The following is a 24713-nucleotide window of genomic DNA, read 5'->3' as shown; positions in this document are numbered from 1 at the left end:
AGCGGCTTTCTTTTGCCTACTTTTCTTTGCCGCGGCAAAGAAAAGTAGGTGCTGCCCCGCACAGGGGCGACGCATGAAGTACCAGTAACAAATCGCGGACGCCAGCAAAAGCAAAAGCAAAAGCAAAAGCGAATCCAAACCACTAGCCCTCGCAGAGAGAAAAAAACCATCACTTAAGGCTATGATAAAAAGCCGCCAGATTAGCAATATCATCATCCGATAAAGGCTTAGCCACCACCGACATCATCTCGTTCTGCCGGGCCCCGGATCTAAAATCCTTCACCGCCTTGACGAGATAATCCTCATTCTGCCCAGCGAGATTGGGCGCCTCAGGAATCTTGGCGACGCCATCCATCCCATGACATGCCTGGCATTGAATGGCCTTCGCGCGTCCCGTGGCGGCATCGGCTGCCATCGCCTCGCAGGCGAACCCTGCAGAAACAACGGCAGCCACGACCAGCATAAAAAGTCGCATCATTTCGAATAAGAGATCCGGTAAATAGCGCCAGCGTAGTCGTCGGATACGAGCAGCGAGCCATCCTGCAACTGCTGCACATCGACAGGACGTCCCATGTACTCGCCGTTCGGCGTCAACCAGCCTTCAGCAAATACTTCGGTCTCCCCGACCGAGCCATCATCCTTGACAGGCGTGAACATGATGCGCGCACCGATCGGCTTCGTGCGATTCCACGAACCATGCTCCGCGTCGAAGATGCCACCCTGATACTTCTCCGGGAACATCTTGCCCGAATAGAACGACATGCCGAGGTCCGCTGCATGCGCCGGATACTCGACCACCGGGAACACCACGCCCGCAGGCGGCGTCTGGTCCTTGTAATCGTCGGTGCGCACATGACCGCCGCCGTACCACGGGAACCCATAGTTCGCGCCGATCTTGGTCGCATGATTCAGCTCGCCCGGCGGAATGTCGTCACCCATGCCGTCCACCTGGTTGTCGGTGAACCACAGCGACTTGTCCTTCGGATTGAAATCGAGGCCCACTGAATTGCGCACGCCATGTGCATAGATCTCACGGTTCTTGCCGTTCTGATCCATCCGGATAATGCCGGCCAGGCCGTTCTTATCGAGTTCGGCGAGTTTGTCCTTCGGCGGTACGTTCCAGGGCTGTCCAAGCGCGATATACAGCTTCTTGTCAGGTCCGACGCGGCAATAGCGCGCGCCGTGATTGAAGCTCTCGAACTGCGTCGGGATCAGCTTGCCCTGCGGCACGACCACAGCGGCGGCCACGTCCGGGCCGCCCTCGCCGAAGAACTGCGCAGCCGGGAATGCCAGCACACGATTCTGCTCGACGATATACAACACGCCGTCCGGCGAGAAGCACACGCCGTTGGGCACCTTGAAGGTCACGGAACTCGCGAACTGCACCACGTCGTCGGCGACCCGCCGCTTGGTGCGGTCCGTCACCTGCCAGACGCGATCCTTGCGCGTACCGACGAACACCACACCCGTCGACGGCTCGATCGCCATCGCGCGCGCTTCCGGCACCACGGCGTATAGCTCGATCTTGAAGCCGGGCGGCAGCTTGATCGCCTTCAGGTTCTCACGCAGCGCATCGGCACGCGTGCCCGTCTGCGGCACCGTTTCGGCGGGTTTGGTGTTGCCTGTCGTCTTGAAGTTGGACAGCGTCTGGACGTTGTCCTGCGCGGCGTAAGCGGCGGGCAGCACCGCGAGCGCCGCGCCGCCGGCAAGCGGCAAAAGCTTCAGGGATGCGTTCATCGAGGTGTCTCCTGTCATTCTGATGCGGTTTGTTGGACCTGCAACGTCTGGTACTGGAAAGACATGAACGTGTTTGGTGCAAGCCGATGACATCGCAAGCCGTTGCAGGTACAACGGAACCCGTATGCGATGCTTTCTGAAAGCCTGTCTGACGCATTGCGAACGCAACGTCAATCGTCCGGCTATTGACTGTTATAGACGATGTTCAGTCAAACGTCGGAACGAATGGCAGCCGCGCGATATTCCGCGCAGCAGCGTCGATGAAGAGGGATGAGATGACACGGCGCGATATATCCGCGAGGAACCATCGCGCCGTTGCGGGAAAAGGAAGGGATCAGTACGTGTCGAAGACTTGCTGCAATGCAACCGGCGTGGTGTGACCTGCCGCCAGTGCGAGCATCAGCAGCACGCGCGCCTTGTATGGGTTGAGCGCGCCTGCGGTGACGAAGCCGAGTGCATCGTCGGCGGCTGCACCATTGCGCATCACGTGCCCCGAACCCACCCGCGACGAGCGCACGATCGCCACGCCTTTCGCTGCCGCTTCCGCGAGCGCGGCCTGCACGGTTGCATGAATCGAGCCGTTGCCCGTGCCTGCCACGACGATGCCCTGCACGCCCGCCGCGACGAGCGCATCGACAGCAACGCGCGACACGCCCGCATAACTCGTCACCACTTCGACGACAGGCCAGGCTGCATCGGCCGAAAATGGCGTGGCTGCCGTATGGGGCCGCACGCCGCTGCGCTGAAGCTCGACGCGTCCGTCCTGCACCCAGCCAAGCGCGCCAATTTCAGGCGACTGGAATGCATCGACAGCGTAGGTGCTCGTTTTGACGACGTCGCGCGCGCTATGAATGCGATTGTTGAAGGCGACCAGCACGCCCTGCCCTTTGGCGTTCGCACTGCCCGCGACGATCACCGCATTCAGCAGATTCAGCGGACCATCGGCAGACAGCGCCGACGACGGCCGCATCGCCGCCGTCAGCACGACGGGCTTGTCGCTCTTGACGGTCAGGTGCAGCAGATAAGCGGTTTCTTCGAGCGTGTCGGTGCCGTGCGTGACGACCACGCCGTCGACATCATCGGCGGCCAGCAGCGTGTTGATGCGTTGTGCAAGCGTGGTCCACAGCGCGAGCGCCATGTCCTTGCTGTCGACGCTCGCGACCTGCTCGGCCTGCACGTTCGCGACACCTGCCAGCGACGGCACGGCAGCAAGCAATTGCCCGACGCCGACCACGCCAGCCTGATAACCCGACGTATTGGTTGCATCGGGCGCCGCGCCAGCGATGGTGCCGCCCGTCGCGAGCACGGCGATGCGCGGCAACGCGCGCGATGCGGAAGAAGAAGTGGAAGTATTCATGGCGGCGATTGTAAGCGATGCACGCGCTGCCGCCATCGATGAAAACGCGAGCCTCTATCCGGAACGCGCGTGCCAGACAGCCAACCCGCCAACCCGTCAAACAGCCATCATCAAGCCGCTTCGCGCAACTGGCTCGCGATATCCGCCTCATGCAACTGCGGCGCAAACATCTCGATCAGTCGATACGCGTAAGCGCGCAAGAACGCGCCCTTGCGCAAGCCCACGCGCGTCGTGCTCGCTTCGAACAGATGCTGCGTATCGAGCGCGACGAGTTCCGTGTCGCGCTTCGGATCGAACGCCATCGCCGCGACGATGCCGATGCCCATGCCGAGTTCGACATAGGTCTTGATCACGTCGGCATCGATCGCGGTGAGCACGACGTCGGGCAGCGCGCCCGCCTTCGCGAACGCCTGGTCGATGTGTGAGCGGCCCGTGAAGTCCTGATCGTAGGTCACGATCGGATATTCCCCGATCTCTTCGAGCGTCAGGTTCTCGCGCCCGACGAGGGGATGCCCCTTCGGCACCACCACCACGTGATGCCACGAGTAGCACGGGAACGTCACGATGTCGGGATAGCGATCGAGCGCTTCCGTCGAGATGCCGATATCGGCCTCGCCGTTGATGATCATCTGCGCGATCTGCTGCGGGTTGCCCTGACGCAGCGCAAGATGCACCTTCGGATAAACCTCGGTGAACTGGCGCACCACCTTCGGCAGCGCATAACGCGCCTGCGTGTGCGTGGTCGCGACGACGAGGTGACCGTTGTCCTGATCCGCATACTGACGCGCCACGCGGCGCAGATTTTCCGCATCGAGCAGCATGCGCTCGATCAGCTGATGCACGGCCTTGCCCGGCTCGGTGAGACCCGTCAGGCGCTTGCCGCGTCGAATGAAAATATCGACGCCGAGTTCGTCTTCGAGATCCTTGATCTGCTTGGACACACCCGACTGCGACGTGTACAGCACGTTCGCCACTTCCGTCAGGTTCATGTTCTGCCGCACGGCTTCGCGCACGAAGCGCAACTGCTGGAAATTCATATCGATGTCTCCGGTTCGTCCAGAGTAAGTTTGTTGTTGATTGTCTTGTCCGGTCCGCGCTCAATGCGCGGGAAATACACGCAACGCACGCGGCACGGCTGTCACACCGTCACCCACGCCAAGCTGCAATTCGCGCCATGCTTCGCGGTCCAGTTCGGCTTCAAGCACATGCCCTGCCGTGCCTTCCAGTTCGACCCGCACCGAGCCGCCGAGCGGCACGACACGGCGTACGCCGACCACGATGCCATCGCGATGCCCAGACGCCTGCGGATACAGCACGAGATCGTGCGGACGCACATACGCAAACGCCGGCCCCTGGAAATCCGCTTCGATCGCAATCGGCTGCGCCGCGCCGTCGACCACGAAACCCTGGCCATCCACGCTGCCATGCAAACGGTGCGCCGCGCCGAGGAACTCGTACACGAACGACGTCTGTGGATGATCGTACACATCTTGCGGACTGCCCACCTGCTCGACATGCCCATGATTCAGCACGACGATGCGGTCCGCCACTTCGAGCGCTTCTTCCTGGTCATGCGTGACGAAGATCGTCGAGATATGCAGATCGTCGTGCAGGCGACGCAGCCAGCTACGCAGTTCCTTGCGCACCTTTGCATCGAGCGCGCCGAACGGTTCGTCGAGCAGCAGCACTTTCGGCTCGACGGCAAGCGCGCGTGCCAGTGCGATACGTTGACGCTGACCGCCCGACAGTTCCGACGGATAGCGCTGCGCCAGCCAGTCGAGTTGCACGAGCTTGAGCAGTTCGTGCACCTTTTCGCGGATCACGGCTTCCGACGGACGCTCCTTGCGCGGCTTCACGCGCAGCCCGAACGCGACGTTCTCGAACACCGTCATGTGGCGGAACAGCGCGTAATGCTGGAACACGAAGCCGACGTTGCGCTCGCGCGCGCCCACTTCCGCGACGTCCTGACCTTGCAGTACGACCTGGCCGGCGTCCGCGTATTCGAGACCCGCGATCACGCGCAGCAGCGTGGTCTTGCCACAGCCCGAAGGTCCAAGTAGCGCGACGAGTTCGCCCGGCGGAAAGTCGAGCGAGACGTTGTCGAGCGCGGTGAAATCGCCAAAGCGTTTTTGCAGATTGCGTACGGTGATACCCATCTTTGACAACTCTCCTTACTGAACCGATTGTGCTGCGGTGTTGGTCGTCTGCGCCGACGGCTTGCTTGCGGGGCCGGCATGCGCGGGCACATCGCGCGCGCTCGCCAGTTCCGCCGACATGTGACGCTCCGCGAGCAGCTTCAGGCCGAGCGTGACGAGCGCAAGCAACGCGAGCACCGACGCCACGGCAAAAGCCGCCGAGAAGTTGTATTCGTTATAGAGAATTTCGACGTGCAGCGGCATCGTGTCCGTCTGGCCGCGAATATGGCCCGACACCACCGACACCGCGCCAAATTCACCCATCGCCCGCGCGTTACACAGAATCACGCCGTACAGCAGGCCCCATTTCACATTGGGCAGCGTGACGCGCCGGAAAATCTGCCAGCCCGACGCGCCCAGCACGTGCGCGGCTTCTTCTTCATCGTTGCCTTGCGCCTGCATCAGCGGAATTAGTTCGCGTGCGACAAACGGGAACGTGACGAAGATCGTCGCGAGCACGATGCCCGGCACCGCGAAAATGATCTGCACATTGTGATCGGCGAGCCACGGGCCGAACCAGCCTTGTGCGCCGAACATCAACACGTAGATCAGGCCTGAAATCACGGGCGAAACCGAGAACGGCAAGTCGATCAGCGTCGTCAGCAAAGCCTTGCCGCGGAACTCGAACTTCGCGATACACCACGACGCTGCCAGACCGAACACGAGATTCAGCGGCACGGCAATCACAGCCGTCAGCAGCGTGAGTTTGATCGCGGACAACGCGTCGGGATCGGCGAGCGATTCGAAATAGAAACCAATGCCCTTGCTCAGCGCCTGATAAAACACCGCGACCAGCGGCAACACCAGAAAGAGCGCGAGGAACAGCAGCGCGATGCCCGTCAGAATCCAGCGCACGGCGCGCGGTTCTGTCACGGGGTCGGGACCGCGGGCAGCGTTGACGTTCTTCGCCGACGATTGCGACAGCAGCACGGAATCCTGGCTCATTGCGCACCTCCCGTCAGCGCTGCATTCTGCGATGCAACGGGCGTAGCCGTCGGTGCCGTACGCCCGCGACTCGTGCGCCGCTGCAGATACCACTGCAATGTGTTGATCAGCAGCAGCATCACGAACGACACGACCAGCATCACCACGGCCAGCGCCGTCGCGCCCGCATAGTCATACTGTTCGAGCTTCGTGATGATGAGCAGCGAGGTGATTTCGGACTTCATCGGCACGTTGCCCGCGATAAAGATCACTGAACCGTATTCGCCCAGTGCACGCGCGAACGCCAGCGCAAAACCCGTCAGCAGCGCCGGGAACACAGCCGGAAACACCACGCGGCGGAACGTCAGCCAGCGCGACGCGCCAAGGCACGCAGCCGCCTCTTCCTGTTCACGCTCGAACTCTTCGAGCACAGGCTGCACGGTACGCACGACAAACGGCAAGCCGATGAACGTCAGCGCCACCAGCACGCCCGCCGGCGTGAACGCGATCTTGATGCCGAGCGGCTCCAGAAACTGTCCGACCCAGCCGTTGCCCGAATAGATCGCGGCCAGCGAGATACCCGCCACCGATGTGGGCAGCGCGAACGGCAGATCGACCACGGCATCGACGATGCGCTTGAATGGAAACTTGTAGCGCACCAGCACCCACGCCACCAGAAAGCCGAACACCGCGTTGATCAGCGCGCCGCCGAGCGCCGAAAAAAACGTCAGCCGATACGACGCCAGCACACGCGGCGACGAGACAGCACGCACGAACTGGCTCCAGTCGAGCGTGGCCGTCTTGAGGAAAGTGGACGCGAGCGGGATCAGCACCACGAGGCTCAGATACGCCACCGTGATGCCGAGCGTCAGGCCAAAGCCCGGGATCGCGCTTGGCTTGCGAAAGGTCAACGTCGTCATGCGAAAAGCTCGTTCAGGTTATGCGTTGCAAGGCGCGCGCCGCCGCACCATTGCCGAAAGCGCGCCCGTGGGCGCGCCTTGCTCATACTTCACCGCGCGTGACTGTCACTGCGGCTGGTAAATCGAATCGAACACGCCGCCATCGGCAAAGTGCGTCTTCTGCGCGTTGGTCCAGCCGCCGAACGAATCGTCGACCGTGTACAGCTTCAGCTTCGGAAACTTCTCGGTCAGCGCGGCCGGGACCTTGTTCGAACGCGGACGGTAGAAGTTCTTCGCGGCGATTTCCTGGCCCTCTTCGCTATAGAGGAAGTTCAGGTAAGCGTCGGCGAGCTTACGCGTGCCATGCTTGTCGACCACCTTGTCCACTACCGCGACGGGCGGCTCGGCCAGAATGCTCGCCGACGGCACCACGATTTCGAACTTGTCCGTGCCGAACTCCTTCACCGACAGGAACGCTTCGTTTTCCCATGCGATCAGCACATCGCCGATACCGCGCTGCACGAAGCTGGTGGTTGCACCGCGCGCGCCTGAATCGAGCACGCCGGCGTTCTTGTACAGCTTCGACACGAATTCCTTCGCCTTCTGGTCGTTGCCGCCCGGCAGATGCGCGGCGTACGCCCACGCTGCGAGGTAGTTCCAACGCGCGCCGCCCGACGTCTTCGGATTCGGCGTCACGATCGACACGCCCGGTTTCACCAGATCGTCCCAATCCTTGATGTGCTTCGGGTTGCCCTTGCGCACGAGAAACACGATTGTCGACGTGTACGGCGATGCGTTGTCGGGCAGGCGCTTCTGCCAGTTCTTGTCGACGAGGCCCTTGTTGGCGAGCGCGTCGATGTCATAGGCCAGCGCGAGCGTCACGACATCGGCCTGCAGGCCGTCGAGCACCGAGCGAGCCTGCGCGCCCGAGCCGCCGTGCGACTGCTTGAAGGTGATCGACTCGCCCGTCTTCGCCTTCCATTCCTTGCCGAACGCCTGATTGACGTCCTGATACAGCTCGCGGGTCGGATCGTAGGAAACGTTCAGCAGCGTGGTGTCGGCATGCGCCTGCGCAATCATGCCCACCGCCGATGCCGCACCCAGCGCAAGCGCCGCGACGAACCGCTTCGCGCTGCCGCGCCTGGTTTGCTGTGCTCCTGCCGCCCCCGTGATCCGAATACCCATCGACTTCTCCGTCTTGTTGGGGTGACTGCCTGTCTTCTGCTGATTGCCGCGTTTTCGCTGCTGCGCAAGCGGCAAGCGCCTCTGGCGCTGCGTGTGCGTTGTTGTTGCATCAGTGGAGGCCAGTCTATCCGGCGGGCTTCATCATTAAAAATAATGTTTCTTCATTTTTTAATACGCAATAGTGGTAAAGGTACGGTTTGTGTCCGCACGTGCGTCGGTCGCGCCATTGCAGCGGCGGCTTTCGGCGTTCAGACGACACCCGCCGCGACGAACTTAAAGTAAAGCTTGAAATGCGCCGAATACTGTATAAAAATACAGTCACCTGTCTATCCATACAGTGGCGCCATGACCAAACTCACCGCACGTCAGCAACAGGATTTCGATCTGATCCGCCGCGCTATCGAGCGCACCGGCTTTCCGCCCACGCGCGCCGAGATCGCCGCCGAACTGGGCTTCAGCTCGGCCAATTCAGCGGAAGAACACCTGCGTGCGCTGGCGCGTAAGGGCGTGATCGAGCTTGCGGCGGGCGCGTCGCGCGGCATCCGCCTGCTCGCGGGCCAGGACGACTCCCCGCATCAGTTCACCTTGCCGCACGCCAGCATCATGCAGCTGTCGCTGCCGCTGGTGGGCCGCGTGGCGGCGGGTAGCCCAATCCTCGCGCAAGAACATATCTCGCAGACCTACACCTGCGACCCGTCGCTGTTTTCGAGCAAGCCCGATTACCTGCTGAAGGTGCGTGGTCTGTCGATGCGTGACGCGGGCATCTTCGACGGCGACCTGCTCGCCGTGCAGAAGAAGAGCGAAGCCAAAGACGGCCAGATCATCATTGCGCGTCTGGGTGACGACGTCACGGTGAAGCGCCTGAAGCGCCGGCCTAACGGCATCGAGCTGATCGCCGAGAACCCCGATTACGAAAATATTTTTGTTCAGGCCGGCAGCGCGGAATTTGCGCTCGAAGGCATCGCGGTCGGGCTGATCCGGCCGACCGAATTCTAATTAGCTGAACACTGTCTGGAGAGTCTCATGGAACGCCTTGCCCGTTTGCTGCCTTTTCGCCAGTTCGGTCGTCTGCGCCACCTGCGCGAGCTCGTCCCCTGTGGTTCGCTGACGGCGCTTGCGTCGAATGTCGCGGACCGCACGGCCTCGCTGTTCGATGAAGAACCCCAGACGCTGCCTTCCGCTCAACCCGCGTTCGCACGCGTCTCGCTGAACTCGGCGCTCAACGCCGAACCGGCGCGGCGTGCGCCCGTGCGTGTCTATCATGGCTCGTCGCGGCTGATCATGGTCGGCACCGTGGACGCCGTGTGCAACATGATCGATCGCGCGATTGCCGAGCAAGGCGATCAACTGGCCAAGCAGGCAGCGTAAGCCCGTCATGGCCGCGTGCGGTCATGCGCGGAAACGCTTGCTTGCAAAGTTGCGGGATCGTTTCAGCGCCGATCGGGTCCATTCCTGACCGATACTGAACACGGAGCATTCCGCACAATGGCAGGTTTGAAAAGCATGAGAGGCCGGATTGGCCGGCCGGTTCTGATTGCGTTGATCGTGATCATCGTCGTGGCAGTGTTGGGTTATACGTACGCGTCGCCGTATCTCGCGCTCGAAAGGCTCAAGCGCGCCGCCGATTCACGCGACGTTGCAACGGTCAATGAATACGTCGACTACCCGGCGCTGCGCGACAGTCTCAAACAACAGGTCACCGGGCTGCTGACGCGCCGGCTCGACGTGCAGCACAACGGCAATCCACTGGCTGCGATCGGCGCGATGATCGGTGTCGCGTTGATTGGTCCGCTTGTGGATGCGTATGCGACACCGGATGGCGTCGCTGCATTGCTCAATGGCATGCCGCCGCGCGGCGAACCGGGCGAGCGCCCGCCTCCGCCGCCTGCTGCACAAAACGGCAATCCGGACTCGAGTCCGCAGCCGACGCCCGCGCCCGCATCTGGCGACTCGCATGACACCGGCAAGACACCGCCGCAGCCGCCGCAAACCACAGCGGGCTACCGCGGCATCAACGAATTTGTCGTGACTTATCAGCACGGTGTCGGCGACACACGCTATTCGGCGATCTTTCACCGCGACGGGCTGTTCATGTGGAAGCTGTCAGCCGTGGATCTGAACGGCTGACGCGTCATCCAGGCAACTGCTGCCTGGCAGTTGCCCGAAGTCACATCGTCACGCGGCGGCCTGTTCCTCTTCAGCCGCCGACGAGCACGCCACAAGAATGCTGCACGACACGCGGTCCAGCAACGGCGTGTTGCCCGCGCCCATCCACCAGCGCGACAGGCCGGTGCGGCAGCGATGCCCGACCACCACCAGATCGACATGCATTTCGTTGGCAAGCGACGCAATTTCGTCTACGGGATGACCGAACGCAAAATGGCCGGTCGCCCGCACGCCGCGCTCGGTGAGCCAGTCGACGCCTTCCTGCAGGATTTCACGCGCCGTCTTCTCGAAGCTGCCGCAGGCGACGTCGGTTAGCAGGCCTGCGCTTTGCGCAATGCTCGAGCGCATATCGACCACGGACAGCAGATGCGTTTCCGCGCCCAGGTCGAGCGCCAGATTCGCGCCGCAACGCAGCGCCTTGCGGCCTTCGCGCGAGCCGTCGTAGCACAGCAAGATCTTGTTGTAGCTCGCCATTTCACTTCCCCCCATTCCCGCGTCCATCGCGGTCTCACTTGCATCATGGTGCGCCGCAATTCGACATGCAAGGGATGGAAAACGCTAAGTGCGGTAGAGCGCGCAGTACGGCATGACGCAGCGCAAGATCGTGCCTATGATCGGCCAGCCACGCGTATCGACCCGCCAAACAAGGCGCGCACGATGCCCTAAAATAGGCAGCCGCCTCGCCTTTGCACCAGCAATGCACATATTCAGGGAGCATCGTTCTTCGTATGTCCGAAGCTGCAATTGAATTCCATCAGGTCGAAAAGCGCTACGGCGAGAAAATCGTCGTCGATGGCTTGTCGTTTCATGTGCGCGCAGGCGAATGCTTCGGACTGCTCGGTCCGAATGGCGCGGGCAAGACGACCACGCTACGTATGCTGCTCGGCATCGCCGCGCCTGACGCGGGCAACATCCGTCTATGCGGCGAACCGATTCCAGTGCGCTCGCGCTTCGCGCGGGCGCGCGTCGGCGTGGTGCCGCAGTTCGACAATCTCGATCCCGATTTCACCGTCCGCGAAAACCTGCTGGTGTTCGGCCGCTACTTCGGCCTGTCGGCCGCGCAGTGCCGCGCGAAGGTGCCCGAACTGCTCGAATTCGCGCGGCTGGAGAGCAAGGCCGATGCGCGCGGCGGCGAGTTGTCGGGCGGCATGAACCGGCGGCTGACGCTGGCACGCTCGCTGATCAACGATCCTGACGTGCTGATCATGGACGAGCCGACCACGGGCCTCGATCCGCAGGCGAGGCATCTGATCTGGGAGCGGCTGCGCTCGCTGCTCGCGCGCGGCAAGACCATTCTGCTCACCACGCACTTCATGGAAGAAGCCGAGCGTTTATGCCACCGGCTATGTGTGATCGAAGAAGGACGCAAGATCGCGGAAGGCGCGCCGAATGAATTGATCGCTTCGGAAATTGGTTGCGATGTGATCGAGGTGTTCGGTCCCGATCCCGTCGCGCTGCGCGACGAACTGGCGCCACTGTCGGTGCGCACCGAGATCAGCGGCGAGACGCTCTTCTGCTACGTCGACGATCCGCAGCCCATCCATGCGCGCCTGAAGCAACGCGCTGGCCTGCGGTATCTGCATCGCCCGGCGAATCTGGAGGACGTGTTCTTGCGGCTAACGGGCCGCGAGATGCAGGACTGACACACCTGCGCGAGCTTCGAGCCGCATACGGTCGCATCGGGTCACGACATCGAACGCACAGCAAAAACACGGCAAACGCATAGCACACGCACAGCAAAATGGACGCACGCACCTACGACACCCCCGAACCCGCCGCAATGCGCGAGCGCTTCGCCGCCTTCCCCGCGAATGCCGTCAACTGGACGGCCGTCTGGCGGCGCAACTATCTGGTGTGGCGCAAGCTCGCACTCGCATCGATGTTCGGCAATCTCGCCGATCCGATGATCTATCTGTTCGGGCTGGGCTTCGGCCTCGGCCTGATGGTGGGACATGTCGACGGCGTGTCGTACATCTCGTTTCTCGCAGCGGGCACGGTGGCGTCGAGTGTGATGATGTCGGCGAGTTTCGAATCGATGTATTCGGGCTTCTCGCGCATGCACGTGCAGCGCACGTGGGAAGCCATCATGCATACGCCGCTCACGCTCGGGGACATCGTTCTCGGTGAAACCGTCTGGGCAGGCAGCAAGGCCGTGCTGTCGGGTGTCGCAATCATGCTGGTGGCGGGCGCGCTCGGCTACGCGAGTTTTCCGTCGATGCTGATCGCGCTGCCCGTGATCGTACTGGCCGGACTCGCGTTCGCGAGCACCGCGATGATCGTCACGGCGCTCGCGCCGTCGTACGACTTTTTCATGTTCTATCAGACGCTCGTGCTCACGCCGATGCTGCTGCTCTCTGGCGTGTTCTTTCCGCTCTCGCAATTGCCGCCGGCCGCCCAGATCGCCGCGCAACTGCTGCCGCTCGCGCATGCTGTCGATCTGATCCGCCCCGCCATGCTCGATCGTCCGATCGACGGTGCCGCGCTGCACGTCGCCGTGCTCGCCGCCTATGTGCTGGGGTCGTTCTGCGTGTCGGCGGTGCTGTTCCGCCGCCGCATGATGCGCTAAGGGCGCCGCGGCGCACATTGCGTGCGCGGCGACGCCCTCGGGCAGATTGAGTCAGATCACTCTTCGTCGTCGGACCAGGGCACGTCGACGTCCGAGATGAACTCGACCGTCGCGAACGGGCCGCCTTCCTGACGGCCGATCTTGCCGTCCGCGCGATGCCATTCGACGCGGAAGATCGTGCCGGGATCGTCCGAGCGCAGGCGGATCGAGCGCAGCTCTTCGGGGTCGGCTTCTTCGACGGGGCCGTCGAGCGAGACGAGCAAGGCCTGCGGCCAGACGCCTTCGACGGGATCGTAAATGCGGTCGCCGTCGGGAATCGATGTGTGCGCTTCGACGCCGATCGTCGCCGATGCTTCGACGATCATCTTGCCCAATGCACGCAGCACGGCGGTTGCGCGCGCCGAGTTGGCCTGACGGATGGCGAGATCCCCTCGCGTCAGCGCCTGCTCGAGTTTCGGATTGGTCTTTTGTTGGGCCATGCGATGTCCTGATTGACTGATTGACGCCTGCGCGCCGTTTGTGCAGCTGAATGCGTATTGTGTGGTGCCTGCCGCCGCGTGCCACGTCTGCGACGGCAGCATGAACGGGCGCCATCGTAGCATTTGCGTCGGCCTCGCAGCGCCTTGCAATGCAACAAGCCTGTGTCATCTGCAACAGACGATGCACGCATTTATCCGCTTGCCTCCCCAGTGTAGGACGAGAATGCGCGCGGCGACGTTGCGATTTATTACAGGCAGTTTCCTAGAAACCCAGCGCCACGGCCAGCAAGCCGGCCAGCACACCGAACGCCACCACGCCGATGGCGACCAGCGTCAGCACGCGCGGCCGGAACGAGCGCGCGAGCATCGCCAGCGACGGCACGCTGATGGGCGGCAGCGTCATCAGCAGCGCGCCCGCCGGGCCGACACCCATGCCGAGCGACAGCATCGCCTGAATGATGGGCACCTCGCCCGCCGTCGGGATCACGAACAGCATCCCCGCGACGGCCAGCGCGACGATCCACACCAGTTCGTTGCCGATCTCCGGACCGACTTGCGGAAACAGCCACGCGCGCGCCGCGCCGAGCAGCAGGACGAGCACGATGTATTCCGGCACGAGACGAACGGCCATCCGTACCAAGATCGACAGCCAGCGTGCGAACGGGTTGCCCTCGCGCTGCTCGCCGATCAGTTCGACGAGACGCGCGTCGGCGGCTTGTGCTTCCGTGGGCGTGACGAGCCGGTTCACCAGATAGCCAAGCCCAAACACCATCGCGATGCCGAGCACGAGACGCAGCCCCGCCCAATGCCAGCCGAGCACGAAGCCCATGAACACCAGCGTGGCCGGGTTGAGCACCGAGTTGCCGAGCCAGAATGCAATCGCGCCGCCCGGCGATGCCTGCCGCGCGCGCAATCCCGCCCCCACGGGCGCCGCGCAACAGGTGCACATCATGCCCGGCAGCGCCAGCACGCCGCCCGCCGCGACGCTGCCGAAGCCCGTCTTGCCGAGCAGCCGCGCGACCCAATGCGCGGGCAGCAGCGCCTGCACGGCCGAGCCGAGCAGAAGACCGAGCACCATGGCCTGCCAGATTGCCTTGCCGTACGCGAGCGCGTAGGCGAGCGCCGCGCTCCACGACGGCGCGGGTGGCGTCGACGCCTTGCCCATCAGGATCGATGCACCGATCGAATGGGTCGAGGCCGCCGTGAACGCGCGGTTGTAGTACGGAAACCATTTGACGTAGAACAGCCCGACCACGGCCAGCAGTACGAATAGCGGCCAGGTCGAGGTGGAAGACGAGGAAGCAGAACGCGTGGTATTCATCGTCGTGGGATGGATTGTTGTGTGGTTGGCGACGTAGTTGCGCAAGGTATGGGTGATGCTCGCGCGAGCATGCCGGGCGGGCATCGCCGCACGGCAACGCTCACTGTACACGGATCAGCGTGGGGCGTAAAAAGTGGGGGCGAAAGCGGCAGAACCGTGCGCTTTCGCAAAAGAGTGCGCGTTGCGGGTGAAATGGATGTTGGCGTAGCGGCGACACGATCGTCACCGCTACGCGGCGCCTGATGTCAGGGCGCGGGGTTCGGCTGCAATTCGTGGAGCGCGTCGATCTCGGCGAGCACTTCCGGCGACAGCTTCACAGCAGCGCTGGCGATGTTTTCCTTCAACTGATCCAGCGAGGTCGCGCCGATCAGGTTGCTCGTGACGAACGGACGGCTATTGACGAACGCCAGCGCGAACTGCGCGGGCGACAGACCATGACGCTTCGCCAGTTCGACGTAGCGCGTGATCGCCTGCACGGATTGCGGCTTGCTGTAGCGCTGAAAGCGCTCGAACAGCGTAATGCGCGCGCCCGCCGGACGCGCACCGCCCTCGTACTTGCCCGACAGCCAGCCGAACGCCAGCGGCGAATACGCGAGCAGGCCGACGTGCTCGCGATGCGAGAACTCCGACAGCCCCGCTTCGAACGTGCGGTTCACGAGGCTGTACGGATTCTGGATCGACACGATGCGCGGCAGGCCGAGCTTTTCCGACGCGCGCAGGAATTGCGCAACGCCCCACGGCGTTTCATTCGATACGCCGATATGACGAATCTTGCCTTCCTTGACGAATTCGGCGAGCACGCTGAGCGTCTCTTCGATGGGTACGGTGTACGCGTCGTCGATCCAAGGATACGCGGGACGGCCGAACGTCATCGTGCTGCGGTCGGGCCAGTGCAATTGATACAGATCGACGTAGTCCGTTTGCAGTCGCTTGAGACTGTCGTTGAGCGCTTCCGTGAGATTCTTGCGGTCGAACTGATTGCCTTCGCCGCGAATGTGGCGCGGATTGTGCGGCTGGCGCGCGGGGCCGGCAATCTTGGTGGCGAGCACGATCTTGTCGCGCATTGCGCGGTTCTGTGCGATCCACGTGCCGATGTAGCGCTCCGTCGAGCCTTGCGTCTCCGGGCGCGGCGGCACCGGGTACATCTCGGCGGCGTCGATCAGCGTGACGCCCTGGTCGAGCGCGTAAGCGATCTGCTCGTGCGCTTCGCTTTCCGTGTTCTGCTCGCCCCACGTCATCGTGCCGAGACCGATCAGGCTGACCTGCACATCCGTTTCGCCGAGTCTGCGGTATTCCATCTGTCGTTCCTGTTCGTCTTTTTGCGGGTGATAAATCGGTAAAGGCCGAAATTACCACGTCCGCGCCAAACGCGTGCGTGGCTAGAATATCGGCTGGCCGCGCCGGTTTCGATGCGCTTACAACGTTTCCCGAGAGTCATGCCGATGTCAGAGTCACCGTCCCCATCAGCCCGTCCGTCGAACGGACGGCAGTCGCTCATCGTGCCACTGGTGGCCGCGGCATTTTTCATGGAGAACCTCGACGGCACGATCATCGCGACGGCGCTGCCGCAGATGGCGCATTCGTTCGGCGTGCATGCCGTCGATCTGTCGATCGGCATCACCTCGTATCTGCTGACACTCGCCGTGTTCATCCCGATCAGCGGCTGGGCCGCCGACCGCTTCGGCGTGCGCAATGTGTTCACGGCTGCGCTGGCCGTGTTCACGGCATCGTCGGTGGTCTGCGGGATGACGGATGGACTGGTCGGCTTCACGGCGGCGCGGATCGTGCAGGGTATCGGCGGAGCGATGATGGTGCCCGTCGGGCGGCTGGCCGTGCTGCGCGCGACATCCAAGGACGGCCTGATGCGCGCGATCTCGATCATCACGTGGCCGGGACTCGTTGCGCCTGTGATCGGGCCGCCGCTCGGCGGCTTCATCACGACGTATTCGTCGTGGCGCTGGATCTTCTATCTGAATCTGCCGCTCGGCATCATCGGCATGGTGCTGGCGTGGCGCTTCATTGCCGCCGAAACGGAAGCCCACAAGCGTCCTTTCGATGGCATCGGCTTTGCGCTGTGCGGCATCGCGGGCACGGCCATCATGTATGCGATGGAACTGCTCGGCCGCTCGGATGCGCCCTGGCGTGAAGCGCTCGCGTTTCTCGTGGGCGGCGTGGCGGCGGGTCTCGGCGCCCTCTTTCATCTGCGCCGAAGTGCGCATCCTGTCGTGGATCTGTCGGCGTTTCGCGTGAAGACGTTTGCTGTTGCAATGGGCGGCGGATCGCTGTTTCGTGTGTCGATCAGCGCGGAGCCGTTTCTGCTGCCGCTGATGTTCCAGCTTGGCTTCGGCATGAACGCGTTTCACTCGGGGCTGCTGACGCTGATCGTGTTCGCGGGCAATCTGTCGATGAAACTGCTCAGGACGCCTGTGATGCGCCGCTTCGGCTTTCGTCCCGTGCTGATCGTGAATGGCGCGCTCGCGGCGTTGAGCATCGCCGTGATGAGCCTGCTGACGGCGGATACGCCTTTGCTGCTAACCGCAATCGCGCTGTTCGCGAGCGGCCTGTCGCGTTCGCTGCAGTTCACGGCCGTCAACACGCTGGCATTCGCCGATATGCCGAAACCGCAGATGAGCGGCGCGTCGACCTTATCGAGTACCCTCTCGCAGATGACGATGGGCATGGGCGTCGCGCTCGGCGCGATCGCGTTGCGGCTCGCCGCGTGGCTGCATGGCCATGAGGCACAATCGGTGACGCCGGCGGATTTCAGCGTCGCGTTTCTGCTGGTTGCAGCCGTGGGGCTGGTGGCGATAGTCGATGTGTTCGGGCTTGCACGCGACGCGGGTGCGAATGTGAGTGGGCATCAACGTCGCACGCGCGCCTGAGTGGCGGACGTTTTTTGAAGGACTTGGCGTTGAGATGAATGTCGAACAGTTTGAATTGCTCGTGACGCGGACGATGCCGTTTGGCAAGTACAAGGGCCGCGTGATCGCCGATCTGCCGGGACACTATCTGAACTGGTTTGCGCGCGAAGGATTTCCGCCTGGCGAGATCGGCAGGCTGCTCGCGCTGATGCATGAGATCGATCACAACGGCTTGAAGGATATGCTCAAGCCGTTGCGCAGAGGTTGACGCGCGATGGCGATGGTGTGGATGCATCGAACGATGCGTCCTGTGTCATGCCACGAAGGCCAAAACAAAAACGGCATTGCGATTGCTCACAATGCCGTTTCTGAATTCTTTGGGGTGGCTGATGGGACTCGAACCCACGACGACAGGAATCACAATCCTGGACTCTACCAACTGAGCTACAGCCACCACTGCACTACACCTTCGCTGCTTTGCTGTAGAGCGCTGCTCAACAACGAAGAAGCGAGATTATACAAACACGAATCGTATTTGCAAAGCCCTTTATTCAAACATTTCGCTCGGCTCGCGCAAATGCTGTCGCGCCTCGTCGAAAATCGCGAGATCGCGCGCCTGCAGCTTCTTGCTATCCGACAGCACGCGCCGCCATCCACGCGAACCCGCCACGCCGCGATACAGCCCCAGCGCATGCCGCACGATTGCACCCGGATACGTGCCGCGCGCCATCTCCGCACGGCAATACTCGATCAGCTTCGCTTCCGCTTCTTCTCGCGTCGGCGCGGCATCCGTCGAGCCGTAGAAACGCGCGTCGACATCGGCAAGCACGTACGGGTTGTGATACGCCTCGCGTCCGAGCATCACGCCATCGACGTGTTCGAGATGCGCCTCGACTTCGTCGAGCGTCTTGATCCCACCGTTGATGATGATCTCCAGCTGCGGGAAGTCGCGCTTCAACTGATAGGCGTAGTCGTACTTGAGCGGCGGAATCTCGCGGTTCTCTTTCGGGCTTAACCCTTTGAGGATCGCATTGCGCGCGTGCACGATGAACACGTCGCAGCCGGCCTCGGCAATCGTGCCGACGAAGTCGCGTACGAACGAATAGTCTTCGACGTCATCCACACCGATGCGGTGCTTCACCGTCACAGGCACCGATACCACGTCGCGCATCGCCTTCACGCAATCGGCGACAAGCTGCGGCTCCTTCATCAGACACGCGCCGAACGCGCCGCGCTGCACGCGCTCCGACGGGCAGCCGCAATTCAGATTGATTTCGTCGTAGCCCCACTGCTCACCGAGTTTCGCCGAGCGCGCCAGATCGTCCGGTTCGCTGCCGCCGAGTTGCAGCGCGACGGGCGCTTCCTCTTCGGTAAACGCGAGGTGGCGCTCGACGTCGCCGTGAATCAGCGCGCCGGTGGTCACCATCTCCGTATACAACCAGGTGTGCCGCGACAAGGTGCGGTGAAACGAGCGGCAGTGGCGATCGGTCCAGTCCATCATCGGCGCGACGGACACGCGGCGGGGACTGACAGCAGGCTTCGAAGACATGAGGCGGCGAACCAGAAAAGAGAGAACGAACGACGGACAAACGGCGAAAGACCAGTCCGCAATTTTACCGCAAGCCGGCCCCGAACCCCTCGTTTTGCGCCGCAACAACCCCGGAAGCCCATGATTTACATAAGGTTTTTTCAACCGGAAGAAACCGCTTATCGGGGCGCATACACGGCAAAAGCCCGCCCAGCTTGCCTCCAAGCATTGTTTCTAATCTCAGAATAGTAATTTCAAATTATCGGCACAAAAAATCGATAGTAGGGGTATACACTGCCTTCCATCGACGTTGCGAACACAGCACTCCACGCAAGACCCGCAACGTCTTACTGAATCAAACATTACGGAGAGTTCACCATGAATACCAAGTTCATCGCTGCAGTTCTGGTCGCCGCATCCGCCACGCTGGCTGCTCCCGCTTTCGCAAGCGGCTACGGTCCGGCTCCGCATTACAACCCGACGGTCGGCGCACCGGCTTCGCAACAAGGCCAGAGCGCACAAACGCTGGCAGCCGAAGCACAGCAAGCCAACGCAAACGCGTACGGCGGCGTGCAAAACGGTTCGACGCAAGCTGGCAAGCATGAAGTCGTGACGGGCCCGGGCTCGGTCTTCTTCGGCCACTAAGCCGATCCTGACACACGCAGGTTTCGTTGCAGGCAGTACCGGCAGTACCCAGCAGTAAGAGGTAGCTAGCAGTATCGAGCAGTAGTGGTTGCACGCAGTACCTGAAGTTGCAGTGGTCGTAGAAGTTGCAGCAGGTAGTCCTGAAGTTGCAGTTCCAGATGTGGCAGTACCGCAGTCAAAGCTTCACGCAGTAAGCAGTACCGTTGATGGCGAAGTACGAAGCAAGCAGTGTCTGGAAGTACCCGCAGTTCGAAGTTGCCGTACCCTGGAAGTACCACGCAGTCTGTTGTTGCAGGTGTAGTTAAGCCGGATGTTCTCCTCCAGAGCATCCGGCTTTGTTTTTTTCAGCGCCTGAAGTTTGAAAGGCGCGTGAACAGCGGACGTCTATCCGCCGGCGGCCAGCAATTCGACATCGATGGCCTCGCGCGCCGCGCGAAAACCCGCTTCCGCCGCCGCATGCTCGGTCGGCAGGAAGCCGTCGATCGGCACGAGCCGCCAGTCCAGCATCACGGCGTCGTCCTTCAGTATGCGGAAATGGGCCTTCACCCCTGTCAGCACCTGTTCGACGCAGACCTCCATGTCGAAGTCCTTGTAGCGCTCTTCGTAGTCGCCCATGTCGATGCCTTTCGGCTTCATCGCGCATTCCTCCGTCGTCAGGTCGAGTTGCAGCTTCAAAAGCGGGTCCAGTCGCGGCTTCAATCGCAATCGCCGGACAGATACTTCCTGCCGTCGCAGGTAATCTCGACACCTGCACCCTTCCCCGATTTCGCCACCAGCCCCGCGCCGAGCAGTTCTTTTTCGATCACCGGCTCGACGGCGGGCGTCGTCTGTCCCGTTCCGACATCGTTCAGTTGCCGCAGGGTATCGATTGCATCTGCACTCAAGGACTTCGTCGTCGCAGCCTCCGCATTCGTTGGCGGCGCGCCGCCCGCATGGCAGTGCGCCAGTCGATGCTGAATTCATGCTAGCACTTCCTGCCGGGATTGCCTGGACGTAACCCATCCCCCATCGCGCAGGGCTGGCACACGCCTAGCGACAGGAAGAAAAACCGCAGGGAGAATCAGATGAATCCAGCGATGTCGAAACAGCGGCGCCGACTATGGGCGCCGGCAGGTGCCGCCTTGCTGGCGGTGTCGGCGGGCGTGACGCAACTGGCGTGGGGCCAGACCGTCGCGCCGCAGGCGGGCGGCACGCCAATGGTGAAGCCGCCGCCCGCGGCGGCCTCGGGCGCGGCGAGCGCGACCAATCCCGACAATATGCCCGTCAAGAAGCCACGCAACTCGCCGAATGACGACATGTCGGTGCATCCACCCGCCAGCGCGACGAATGCGAAATAGCGCGCGGCGGTTTCAACCCGCCGCGCGCTGCGTATCGAGAAGTGAAAGCAGGCGTTACAGCCGCGCGATCGACACCTCTGTCGACTTGACCAGCGCGACGACTTCCGCGCCGACCTTCAGTTCGAGTTCGTCGATCGAGCGTGTCGTGATGACCGACGTGACGATGCCGAACGGCGTGTCGACGTCGACTTCGGACACGACCGGCCCGCGAATGATTTCCTTTACCTTGCCCTTGAACTGGTTGCGTACGTTGATCGCGGAAATGCTCATGTCGGATAGCTCCGTGGTCGATGAAAATGGATGGGCGTCAGCCCTCTAATCGTGCTCAGTTGCGTGCTTAGTTGCGTGCTCAATTGCATGCTCGGTTGCGTGCTCAATCTCACGCTCAAACCGCCCAGCGAATGTCCCGCGCGTGCACCGTGCGAGCCTGCTGATAGGGCTCGACGTCTTCCGTTGCGCGGGTTTTCATCACCCGTTGCAGCACGCGTTCTTCGATCTGCGCGAACGCTGCCGTTGCCCGCTCGCGTGGCCGTGCGAGCGGCACGGCCTGATCGAGCGCAATCCTGCCCTCTTCGATCAGCAGAATGCGATCGCCGAGTGCGACGGCTTCCTGCACGTCGTGCGTGACGAGCAGCGCAGTGAAGCGATGCTCGCGCCACAGACGCTCGATCAGCGCGTGCATTTCGATCCGTGTGAGTGCATCGAGCGCCCCAAGCGGCTCATCGAGCAACAGCAGTTGCGGCCGATGCACCAGCGCACGCGCCAGCGCGACGCGCTGCCGCTGGCCGCCCGATAGCTGCGCAGGCCAGTCGTTTGCCCGTTCGAGCAGCCCGACTTCGTCGAGCACGGCACGCGCCTTGTCGCGCGAAGAACGGCCGAGGCCGAGCATCACGTTCTGCAGCACCGTCTTCCACGGCAACAGGCGCGCGTCCTGGAACATGATCCGCGTGTCGAACGGTTGCGTGCCATCCGCGTGCTTGTCGAGCGTGCCGGACGTCGGCGTCTCCAGTCCGGCGATCAGCCGCAGCAAGGTCGACTTGCCACAGCCGCTGCGTCCGACGATCGATACAAAGCTGCCGCGCTCGATCGACAGATCGAAGTCCGACAGCACCGCACGCTCGCCGTAGCGCTTGCCGACGCCGCGCAACTCGACCGAAATGTCGTGCTTCTGACGTCCCGTCTCACGCAACACAGGCGTCTGCGACGACACACGATCGTGCGCGCCCTGTTGCCGCAATTCGGCTTCCAGATCGACACCCGTGATACCGCCGATCAATTCGGACAATGTGCCTGCACTCATGCTTTCGTTCCTCGTTGATACGCGGGATGCCAGCGCAGCGATACGCGCTCGAGCCCTTTCGCGAGCATGTCGGCCAGCTTGCCGAGCGCCGCGTACAGCAGAATGCCCACCACCACCACATCCGTTTGCAGGAACTCACGCGCATTCATCGTCATATAGCCGATACCCGATTGCGCCGAGATCGTTTCCGCGACGATCAGCGTGACCCACATCAGGCCGAACGCGAAGCGCACGCCGACGAGGATCGACGGCAGCGCGCCCGGCAGGATCACGTCGCGATACAGCGCGAAACCTTTCACGCCGTAGCTGCGTGCCATTTCGATCAGATTGGTATCGACGGAACGGATGCCGTGATACGTGTTCACGTAGACGGGGAAAAACACGCCCAGCGCCCCCAGAAACAGCTTCGCTTCCTCCTCGATGCCGAACCACAGGATCACAAGCGGAATCATCGCCAGCGCGGGGATGTTGCGAATCATCTGCACGGTCGTGTCGAGCGCAATATCGACGGGACGAAACAGGCCCGTCGCGAGCCCGAGCACGAAGCCGATGCCGCCGCCGATCGCAAAGCCCGACACGGCGCGCCATGTGCTGACCTTCACGTCCGCCCACATTTCGCCCGATTCGATCAGCGACCACGCGGCCTTCACCACGGCGAGCGGTTCGGGCAGCACGCGCGTCGAGAGCACGCCGCTGCGCGCAGCGATTTCCCACGCGAGCAGGATCAGCAGCGGCACGCTCCATGGCGCAATCCGGCGCGCGAGTCCCGCCACGTTCAGGCCCGCGAGACGCGCGCTCGCGGGACGTTTACCAGAAACAGTCGACATCAATCAGCACTCCTTTCATGAGACGTTGCGCCGTGACGCAGCGTCGTCGAATCCACCTGCAGCGCAATCAGCTCTGCGACGCCCTGGGCGCATAGTTGTTGCCGACGATCTCGCCGACCGGCCCCGACAGCGGCCCGCTCACGCCCGCGCGCTGGCGTCCAGGCAACAGCGGGAACACGAGTTCGGCAAAGCGATACGATTCTTCGAGATGCGGATAGCCGGACAGAATGAAGGTTTCGATGCCGAGGTCCGCGTATTCCTGCATGCGCGCCGCGACCTGTTCCGGACTGCCGACCAGCGCCGTGCCCGCGCCGCCACGCACGAGGCCCACACCCGCCCACAGATTCGAATAGACCTCCAGTTCCTTGCGCGAGCCGCGCTTGCCGCCGTGCAGCGCGGCCATGCGGCGCTGCCCTTCCGAGTCCATCTTCGAGAACGAGGCTTGCGCCCGTGCGACGGTGTCGTCGTCGAGCTTGCTGATGAGTTTGTCGGCGGCGGCCCACGCTTCGTCTTCCGTCTCGCGAACGATCACGTGCAGGCGAATGCCGAATTTGATCTGGCGGCCATGCTGCGCAGCGCGCGCGCGGATGTCGGCGACTTTCTTCGCGACGGCTTGGGGCGGCTCGCCCCACGTCAGATACGTGTCGATATGCTCGCCCGCCATCTCGTGCGCCGCCGCTGACGAACCGCCGAACCACAGCGGTGGATGCGGACTCTGCACAGGCGGATACAGCACCTTGCCGCCCTTCGACGTCAGATGCTTGCCGATGAAATCGAAGGCTTCGCTCTGGTGTGCGCTCGTCAGCAGTCCGCGCCAGATGCGCAGGAACTCATCGGTGATTTCGTAGCGCGTGTCGTGATCGACGAACAGGCCATCGCCTTCCAGTTCGGCGGCGTCGCCGCCCGTCACGACATTGATCAGCAAGCGCCCGCCCGAGAGCCGGTCGAAGGTCGAGGCCATGCGCGCCGACAGCCCCGGCGACGAAATGCCCGGCCGGATCGCGACGAGAAACTTCAGGCGCTTCGTCGCGGGGATCAGACTCGATGCGACTACCCATGCGTCTTCGCATGAACGGCCCGTCGGCAGCAGCACGCCCTCGTAGCCGAGCGTATCGGCTGCGACGGCGATCTGCCGGAAGTAGTCGTAGTCGGCGGCACGCGCGCCTTGCGAGGTGCCGAGATACCGGCTGTCGCCGTGAGTCGGAATGAACCAGAACACATTCATGGGAGGCTCCTGCTTTATAGGTGTGTTGTCGCCCGCTGTGACGTCGCATGCGATGCGGTTGCGCCGCGCGCCTGGCTCGCGTCGATGCACAGGCGCAGGACGTGACACGCCCTGCCGCGCATACGCAGCGTTTCGCAAACGGATGGATTAAGAAGACCGCG

Annotated in this window: 28 protein-coding genes and 1 tRNA gene; 9 read left to right on the top strand and 20 right to left on the bottom strand. The window is 62.7% G+C overall.

What is annotated here, in order from left to right:
• Window positions 1-169: 169 nt before the first annotated feature.
• The 8 genes from DK391_RS13410 to DK391_RS13375 form a co-directional block, all read right to left on the bottom strand.
• The gene (locus DK391_RS13410; RefSeq protein WP_239482811.1) at window positions 170-463 is read right to left on the bottom strand and encodes a cytochrome c; all 294 of its coding nucleotides are present in this window, start codon (window positions 461-463) and stop codon (window positions 170-172) included.
• An 11-nt stretch (window positions 464-474) separates the two neighbouring features.
• Window positions 475-1737: a PQQ-dependent sugar dehydrogenase gene (locus DK391_RS13405; protein WP_109478447.1), complete on the bottom strand. Its 1263-nt coding sequence runs from the start codon at window positions 1735-1737 to the stop codon at window positions 475-477.
• Between the two features lie 334 nt (window positions 1738-2071).
• Complete coding sequence (locus tag DK391_RS13400) at window positions 2072-3094, bottom strand: asparaginase (protein ID WP_239482810.1); 1023 nt, start codon at window positions 3092-3094, stop codon at window positions 2072-2074.
• Window positions 3095-3204: 110 nt separating this feature from the next.
• The gene (locus DK391_RS13395; protein WP_109478445.1) at window positions 3205-4131 is read right to left on the bottom strand and encodes a CysB family HTH-type transcriptional regulator; all 927 of its coding nucleotides are present in this window, start codon (window positions 4129-4131) and stop codon (window positions 3205-3207) included.
• Window positions 4132-4191: 60 nt separating this feature from the next.
• On the bottom strand, window positions 4192-5250 hold the full coding sequence (locus DK391_RS13390) for a sulfate ABC transporter ATP-binding protein (RefSeq protein ID WP_109478444.1): 1059 nt from the start codon (window positions 5248-5250) through the stop codon (window positions 4192-4194).
• A gap of 15 nt (window positions 5251-5265) precedes the next feature.
• Window positions 5266-6234: a sulfate ABC transporter permease subunit CysW gene (gene cysW, locus DK391_RS13385; RefSeq protein ID WP_109478443.1), complete on the bottom strand. Its 969-nt coding sequence runs from the start codon at window positions 6232-6234 to the stop codon at window positions 5266-5268.
• Window positions 6231-7133 (bottom strand): sulfate ABC transporter permease subunit CysT, encoded by a 903-nt coding sequence (gene cysT, locus DK391_RS13380; protein ID WP_109478442.1) that lies wholly within the window; start codon window positions 7131-7133, stop codon window positions 6231-6233. The genes cysW and cysT overlap by 4 nt, the downstream gene beginning before the upstream one ends.
• A gap of 105 nt (window positions 7134-7238) precedes the next feature.
• Window positions 7239-8297 (bottom strand): sulfate ABC transporter substrate-binding protein, encoded by a 1059-nt coding sequence (locus DK391_RS13375; RefSeq protein ID WP_109478462.1) that lies wholly within the window; start codon window positions 8295-8297, stop codon window positions 7239-7241.
• Window positions 8298-8642: 345 nt separating this feature from the next.
• Here DK391_RS13375 and lexA point away from each other — a divergent pair, with 345 nt between their 5' ends.
• The 3 genes from lexA to DK391_RS13360 all read left to right on the top strand — a co-directional run bounded on the left by lexA (window position 8643) and on the right by DK391_RS13360 (window position 10424).
• Entirely contained in the window at window positions 8643-9293 is a 651-nt protein-coding gene (gene lexA / locus DK391_RS13370; protein ID WP_109478441.1) for a transcriptional repressor LexA, read from the top strand.
• Window positions 9294-9320: 27 nt separating this feature from the next.
• Window positions 9321-9665 (top strand): hypothetical protein, encoded by a 345-nt coding sequence (locus DK391_RS13365; RefSeq protein WP_109478440.1) that lies wholly within the window; start codon window positions 9321-9323, stop codon window positions 9663-9665.
• Window positions 9666-9782: 117 nt separating this feature from the next.
• Window positions 9783-10424: a DUF2939 domain-containing protein gene (locus DK391_RS13360; RefSeq protein WP_109478439.1), complete on the top strand. Its 642-nt coding sequence runs from the start codon at window positions 9783-9785 to the stop codon at window positions 10422-10424.
• 48 nt (window positions 10425-10472) lie between these two features.
• Here the strand turns inward: DK391_RS13360 and DK391_RS13355 are convergent, their stop codons facing one another.
• A complete protein-coding gene (locus DK391_RS13355; RefSeq protein ID WP_109478438.1) occupies window positions 10473-10937 on the bottom strand; it encodes a universal stress protein in 465 nt (154 codons plus the stop codon).
• A gap of 254 nt (window positions 10938-11191) precedes the next feature.
• Here DK391_RS13355 and nodI point away from each other — a divergent pair, with 254 nt between their 5' ends.
• Window positions 11192-12106, top strand: a complete 915-nt coding sequence (gene nodI / locus DK391_RS13350) for a nodulation factor ABC transporter ATP-binding protein NodI (protein WP_109478437.1) — start codon at window positions 11192-11194, stop codon at window positions 12104-12106.
• A gap of 98 nt (window positions 12107-12204) precedes the next feature.
• Entirely contained in the window at window positions 12205-13029 is an 825-nt protein-coding gene (locus DK391_RS13345; protein WP_109478436.1) for an ABC transporter permease, read from the top strand.
• Window positions 13030-13085: 56 nt separating this feature from the next.
• Here the strand turns inward: DK391_RS13345 and DK391_RS13340 are convergent, their stop codons facing one another.
• From DK391_RS13340 to DK391_RS13330, 3 genes are all read right to left on the bottom strand, one after another.
• Window positions 13086-13508, bottom strand: a complete 423-nt coding sequence (locus DK391_RS13340) for a hypothetical protein (protein ID WP_109478461.1) — start codon at window positions 13506-13508, stop codon at window positions 13086-13088.
• Window positions 13509-13770: 262 nt separating this feature from the next.
• The gene (locus DK391_RS13335; RefSeq protein ID WP_109478460.1) at window positions 13771-14829 is read right to left on the bottom strand and encodes a permease; all 1059 of its coding nucleotides are present in this window, start codon (window positions 14827-14829) and stop codon (window positions 13771-13773) included.
• Window positions 14830-15074: 245 nt separating this feature from the next.
• Complete coding sequence (locus DK391_RS13330; RefSeq protein ID WP_109478435.1) at window positions 15075-16127, bottom strand: NADP(H)-dependent aldo-keto reductase; 1053 nt, start codon at window positions 16125-16127, stop codon at window positions 15075-15077.
• 138 nt (window positions 16128-16265) lie between these two features.
• Between DK391_RS13330 and DK391_RS13325 the strand changes: the two genes are divergently transcribed.
• On the top strand, window positions 16266-17711 hold the full coding sequence (locus tag DK391_RS13325; protein ID WP_109478434.1) for an MFS transporter: 1446 nt from the start codon (window positions 16266-16268) through the stop codon (window positions 17709-17711).
• 34 nt (window positions 17712-17745) lie between these two features.
• The gene (locus DK391_RS13320; RefSeq protein WP_109478459.1) at window positions 17746-17958 is read left to right on the top strand and encodes a DUF3820 family protein; all 213 of its coding nucleotides are present in this window, start codon (window positions 17746-17748) and stop codon (window positions 17956-17958) included.
• Window positions 17959-18068: 110 nt separating this feature from the next.
• Here DK391_RS13320 and DK391_RS13315 read toward each other — a convergent pair.
• Window positions 18069-18144 (bottom strand) — tRNA-His (locus tag DK391_RS13315).
• Between the two features lie 93 nt (window positions 18145-18237).
• A complete protein-coding gene (dusA, locus tag DK391_RS13310) occupies window positions 18238-19239 on the bottom strand; it encodes a tRNA dihydrouridine(20/20a) synthase DusA (protein ID WP_109478433.1) in 1002 nt (333 codons plus the stop codon).
• Window positions 19240-19596: 357 nt separating this feature from the next.
• On the opposite strand from dusA, the gene DK391_RS13305 reads away from it, so the two are divergent.
• Window positions 19597-19863: a hypothetical protein gene (locus DK391_RS13305; RefSeq protein ID WP_109478432.1), complete on the top strand. Its 267-nt coding sequence runs from the start codon at window positions 19597-19599 to the stop codon at window positions 19861-19863.
• 384 nt (window positions 19864-20247) lie between these two features.
• Here the strand turns inward: DK391_RS13305 and DK391_RS13300 are convergent, their stop codons facing one another.
• Window positions 20248-20499 (bottom strand): hypothetical protein, encoded by a 252-nt coding sequence (locus tag DK391_RS13300; protein WP_109478458.1) that lies wholly within the window; start codon window positions 20497-20499, stop codon window positions 20248-20250.
• Window positions 20500-20558: 59 nt separating this feature from the next.
• Window positions 20559-20747 carry a hypothetical protein gene (locus DK391_RS13295; RefSeq protein WP_239482809.1) on the bottom strand — a complete coding sequence of 63 codons (189 nt, stop codon included), beginning with the start codon at window positions 20745-20747 and terminating at the stop codon, window positions 20559-20561.
• Window positions 20748-20927: 180 nt separating this feature from the next.
• Here DK391_RS13295 and DK391_RS13290 point away from each other — a divergent pair, with 180 nt between their 5' ends.
• On the top strand, window positions 20928-21200 hold the full coding sequence (locus DK391_RS13290) for a hypothetical protein (RefSeq protein ID WP_109478430.1): 273 nt from the start codon (window positions 20928-20930) through the stop codon (window positions 21198-21200).
• A gap of 54 nt (window positions 21201-21254) precedes the next feature.
• On the opposite strand, the gene DK391_RS13285 is transcribed toward DK391_RS13290, so the two are convergent.
• The 4 genes from DK391_RS13285 to ssuD form a co-directional block, all read right to left on the bottom strand.
• Window positions 21255-21470 (bottom strand): molybdopterin-binding protein, encoded by a 216-nt coding sequence (locus tag DK391_RS13285; RefSeq protein ID WP_012401038.1) that lies wholly within the window; start codon window positions 21468-21470, stop codon window positions 21255-21257.
• 115 nt (window positions 21471-21585) lie between these two features.
• Window positions 21586-22500, bottom strand: a complete 915-nt coding sequence (locus tag DK391_RS13280; protein ID WP_109478429.1) for an ATP-binding cassette domain-containing protein — start codon at window positions 22498-22500, stop codon at window positions 21586-21588.
• A complete protein-coding gene (gene ssuC / locus DK391_RS13275) occupies window positions 22497-23327 on the bottom strand; it encodes an aliphatic sulfonate ABC transporter permease SsuC (RefSeq protein ID WP_109478428.1) in 831 nt (276 codons plus the stop codon). The genes DK391_RS13280 and ssuC overlap by 4 nt, the downstream gene beginning before the upstream one ends.
• Before the next feature lie 67 nt (window positions 23328-23394).
• A complete protein-coding gene (gene ssuD, locus DK391_RS13270; RefSeq protein WP_109478427.1) occupies window positions 23395-24552 on the bottom strand; it encodes an FMNH2-dependent alkanesulfonate monooxygenase in 1158 nt (385 codons plus the stop codon).
• Window positions 24553-24713: the final 161 nt, after the last annotated feature.

Origin of the sequence: Paraburkholderia sp. C35 (assembly GCF_003121405.1) — a bacterium.
Lineage (GTDB): Bacteria > Pseudomonadota > Gammaproteobacteria > Burkholderiales > Burkholderiaceae > Paraburkholderia.
The sequence above is the reverse complement of the archived record's forward strand: the minus strand, read 5'-3'. Positions and strand labels throughout refer to the sequence as shown.

What these genes read in the sequence shown, in the direction of transcription:
- DK391_RS13330 (WP_109478435.1), bottom strand. Translation starts at nt 16,127, where the DNA reads ATGGAATACCGCAGACTCGGCGAAACGGATGTGCAGGTCAGCCTGATC.
- DK391_RS13390 (WP_109478444.1), bottom strand. Translation starts at nt 5,250, where the DNA reads ATGGGTATCACCGTACGCAATCTGCAAAAACGCTTTGGCGATTTCACC.
- DK391_RS13290 (WP_109478430.1), top strand. Translation starts at nt 20,928, where the DNA reads ATGAATCCAGCGATGTCGAAACAGCGGCGCCGACTATGGGCGCCGGCA.
- DK391_RS13410 (WP_239482811.1), bottom strand. Translation starts at nt 463, where the DNA reads ATGCTGGTCGTGGCTGCCGTTGTTTCTGCAGGGTTCGCCTGCGAGGCG.
- DK391_RS13365 (WP_109478440.1), top strand. Translation starts at nt 9,321, where the DNA reads ATGGAACGCCTTGCCCGTTTGCTGCCTTTTCGCCAGTTCGGTCGTCTG.
- DK391_RS13300 (WP_109478458.1), bottom strand. Translation starts at nt 20,499, where the DNA reads ATGAAGCCGAAAGGCATCGACATGGGCGACTACGAAGAGCGCTACAAG.
- cysW (WP_109478443.1), bottom strand. Translation starts at nt 6,234, where the DNA reads ATGAGCCAGGATTCCGTGCTGCTGTCGCAATCGTCGGCGAAGAACGTC.
- DK391_RS13355 (WP_109478438.1), bottom strand. Translation starts at nt 10,937, where the DNA reads ATGGCGAGCTACAACAAGATCTTGCTGTGCTACGACGGCTCGCGCGAA.
- DK391_RS13325 (WP_109478434.1), top strand. Translation starts at nt 16,266, where the DNA reads ATGCCGATGTCAGAGTCACCGTCCCCATCAGCCCGTCCGTCGAACGGA.
- ssuC (WP_109478428.1), bottom strand. Translation starts at nt 23,327, where the DNA reads ATGTCGACTGTTTCTGGTAAACGTCCCGCGAGCGCGCGTCTCGCGGGC.
- DK391_RS13375 (WP_109478462.1), bottom strand. Translation starts at nt 8,297, where the DNA reads ATGGGTATTCGGATCACGGGGGCGGCAGGAGCACAGCAAACCAGGCGC.
- DK391_RS13400 (WP_239482810.1), bottom strand. Translation starts at nt 3,094, where the DNA reads ATGAATACTTCCACTTCTTCTTCCGCATCGCGCGCGTTGCCGCGCATC.
- DK391_RS13340 (WP_109478461.1), bottom strand. Translation starts at nt 13,508, where the DNA reads ATGGCCCAACAAAAGACCAATCCGAAACTCGAGCAGGCGCTGACGCGA.
- lexA (WP_109478441.1), top strand. Translation starts at nt 8,643, where the DNA reads ATGACCAAACTCACCGCACGTCAGCAACAGGATTTCGATCTGATCCGC.
- DK391_RS13280 (WP_109478429.1), bottom strand. Translation starts at nt 22,500, where the DNA reads ATGAGTGCAGGCACATTGTCCGAATTGATCGGCGGTATCACGGGTGTC.
- DK391_RS13405 (WP_109478447.1), bottom strand. Translation starts at nt 1,737, where the DNA reads ATGAACGCATCCCTGAAGCTTTTGCCGCTTGCCGGCGGCGCGGCGCTC.
- ssuD (WP_109478427.1), bottom strand. Translation starts at nt 24,552, where the DNA reads ATGAATGTGTTCTGGTTCATTCCGACTCACGGCGACAGCCGGTATCTC.
- DK391_RS13305 (WP_109478432.1), top strand. Translation starts at nt 19,597, where the DNA reads ATGAATACCAAGTTCATCGCTGCAGTTCTGGTCGCCGCATCCGCCACG.
- nodI (WP_109478437.1), top strand. Translation starts at nt 11,192, where the DNA reads ATGTCCGAAGCTGCAATTGAATTCCATCAGGTCGAAAAGCGCTACGGC.
- dusA (WP_109478433.1), bottom strand. Translation starts at nt 19,239, where the DNA reads ATGTCTTCGAAGCCTGCTGTCAGTCCCCGCCGCGTGTCCGTCGCGCCG.
- DK391_RS13335 (WP_109478460.1), bottom strand. Translation starts at nt 14,829, where the DNA reads ATGAATACCACGCGTTCTGCTTCCTCGTCTTCCACCTCGACCTGGCCG.
- cysT (WP_109478442.1), bottom strand. Translation starts at nt 7,133, where the DNA reads ATGACGACGTTGACCTTTCGCAAGCCAAGCGCGATCCCGGGCTTTGGC.
- DK391_RS13285 (WP_012401038.1), bottom strand. Translation starts at nt 21,470, where the DNA reads ATGAGCATTTCCGCGATCAACGTACGCAACCAGTTCAAGGGCAAGGTA.
- DK391_RS13395 (WP_109478445.1), bottom strand. Translation starts at nt 4,131, where the DNA reads ATGAATTTCCAGCAGTTGCGCTTCGTGCGCGAAGCCGTGCGGCAGAAC.
- DK391_RS13360 (WP_109478439.1), top strand. Translation starts at nt 9,783, where the DNA reads ATGGCAGGTTTGAAAAGCATGAGAGGCCGGATTGGCCGGCCGGTTCTG.
- DK391_RS13320 (WP_109478459.1), top strand. Translation starts at nt 17,746, where the DNA reads ATGAATGTCGAACAGTTTGAATTGCTCGTGACGCGGACGATGCCGTTT.
- DK391_RS13345 (WP_109478436.1), top strand. Translation starts at nt 12,205, where the DNA reads ATGGACGCACGCACCTACGACACCCCCGAACCCGCCGCAATGCGCGAG.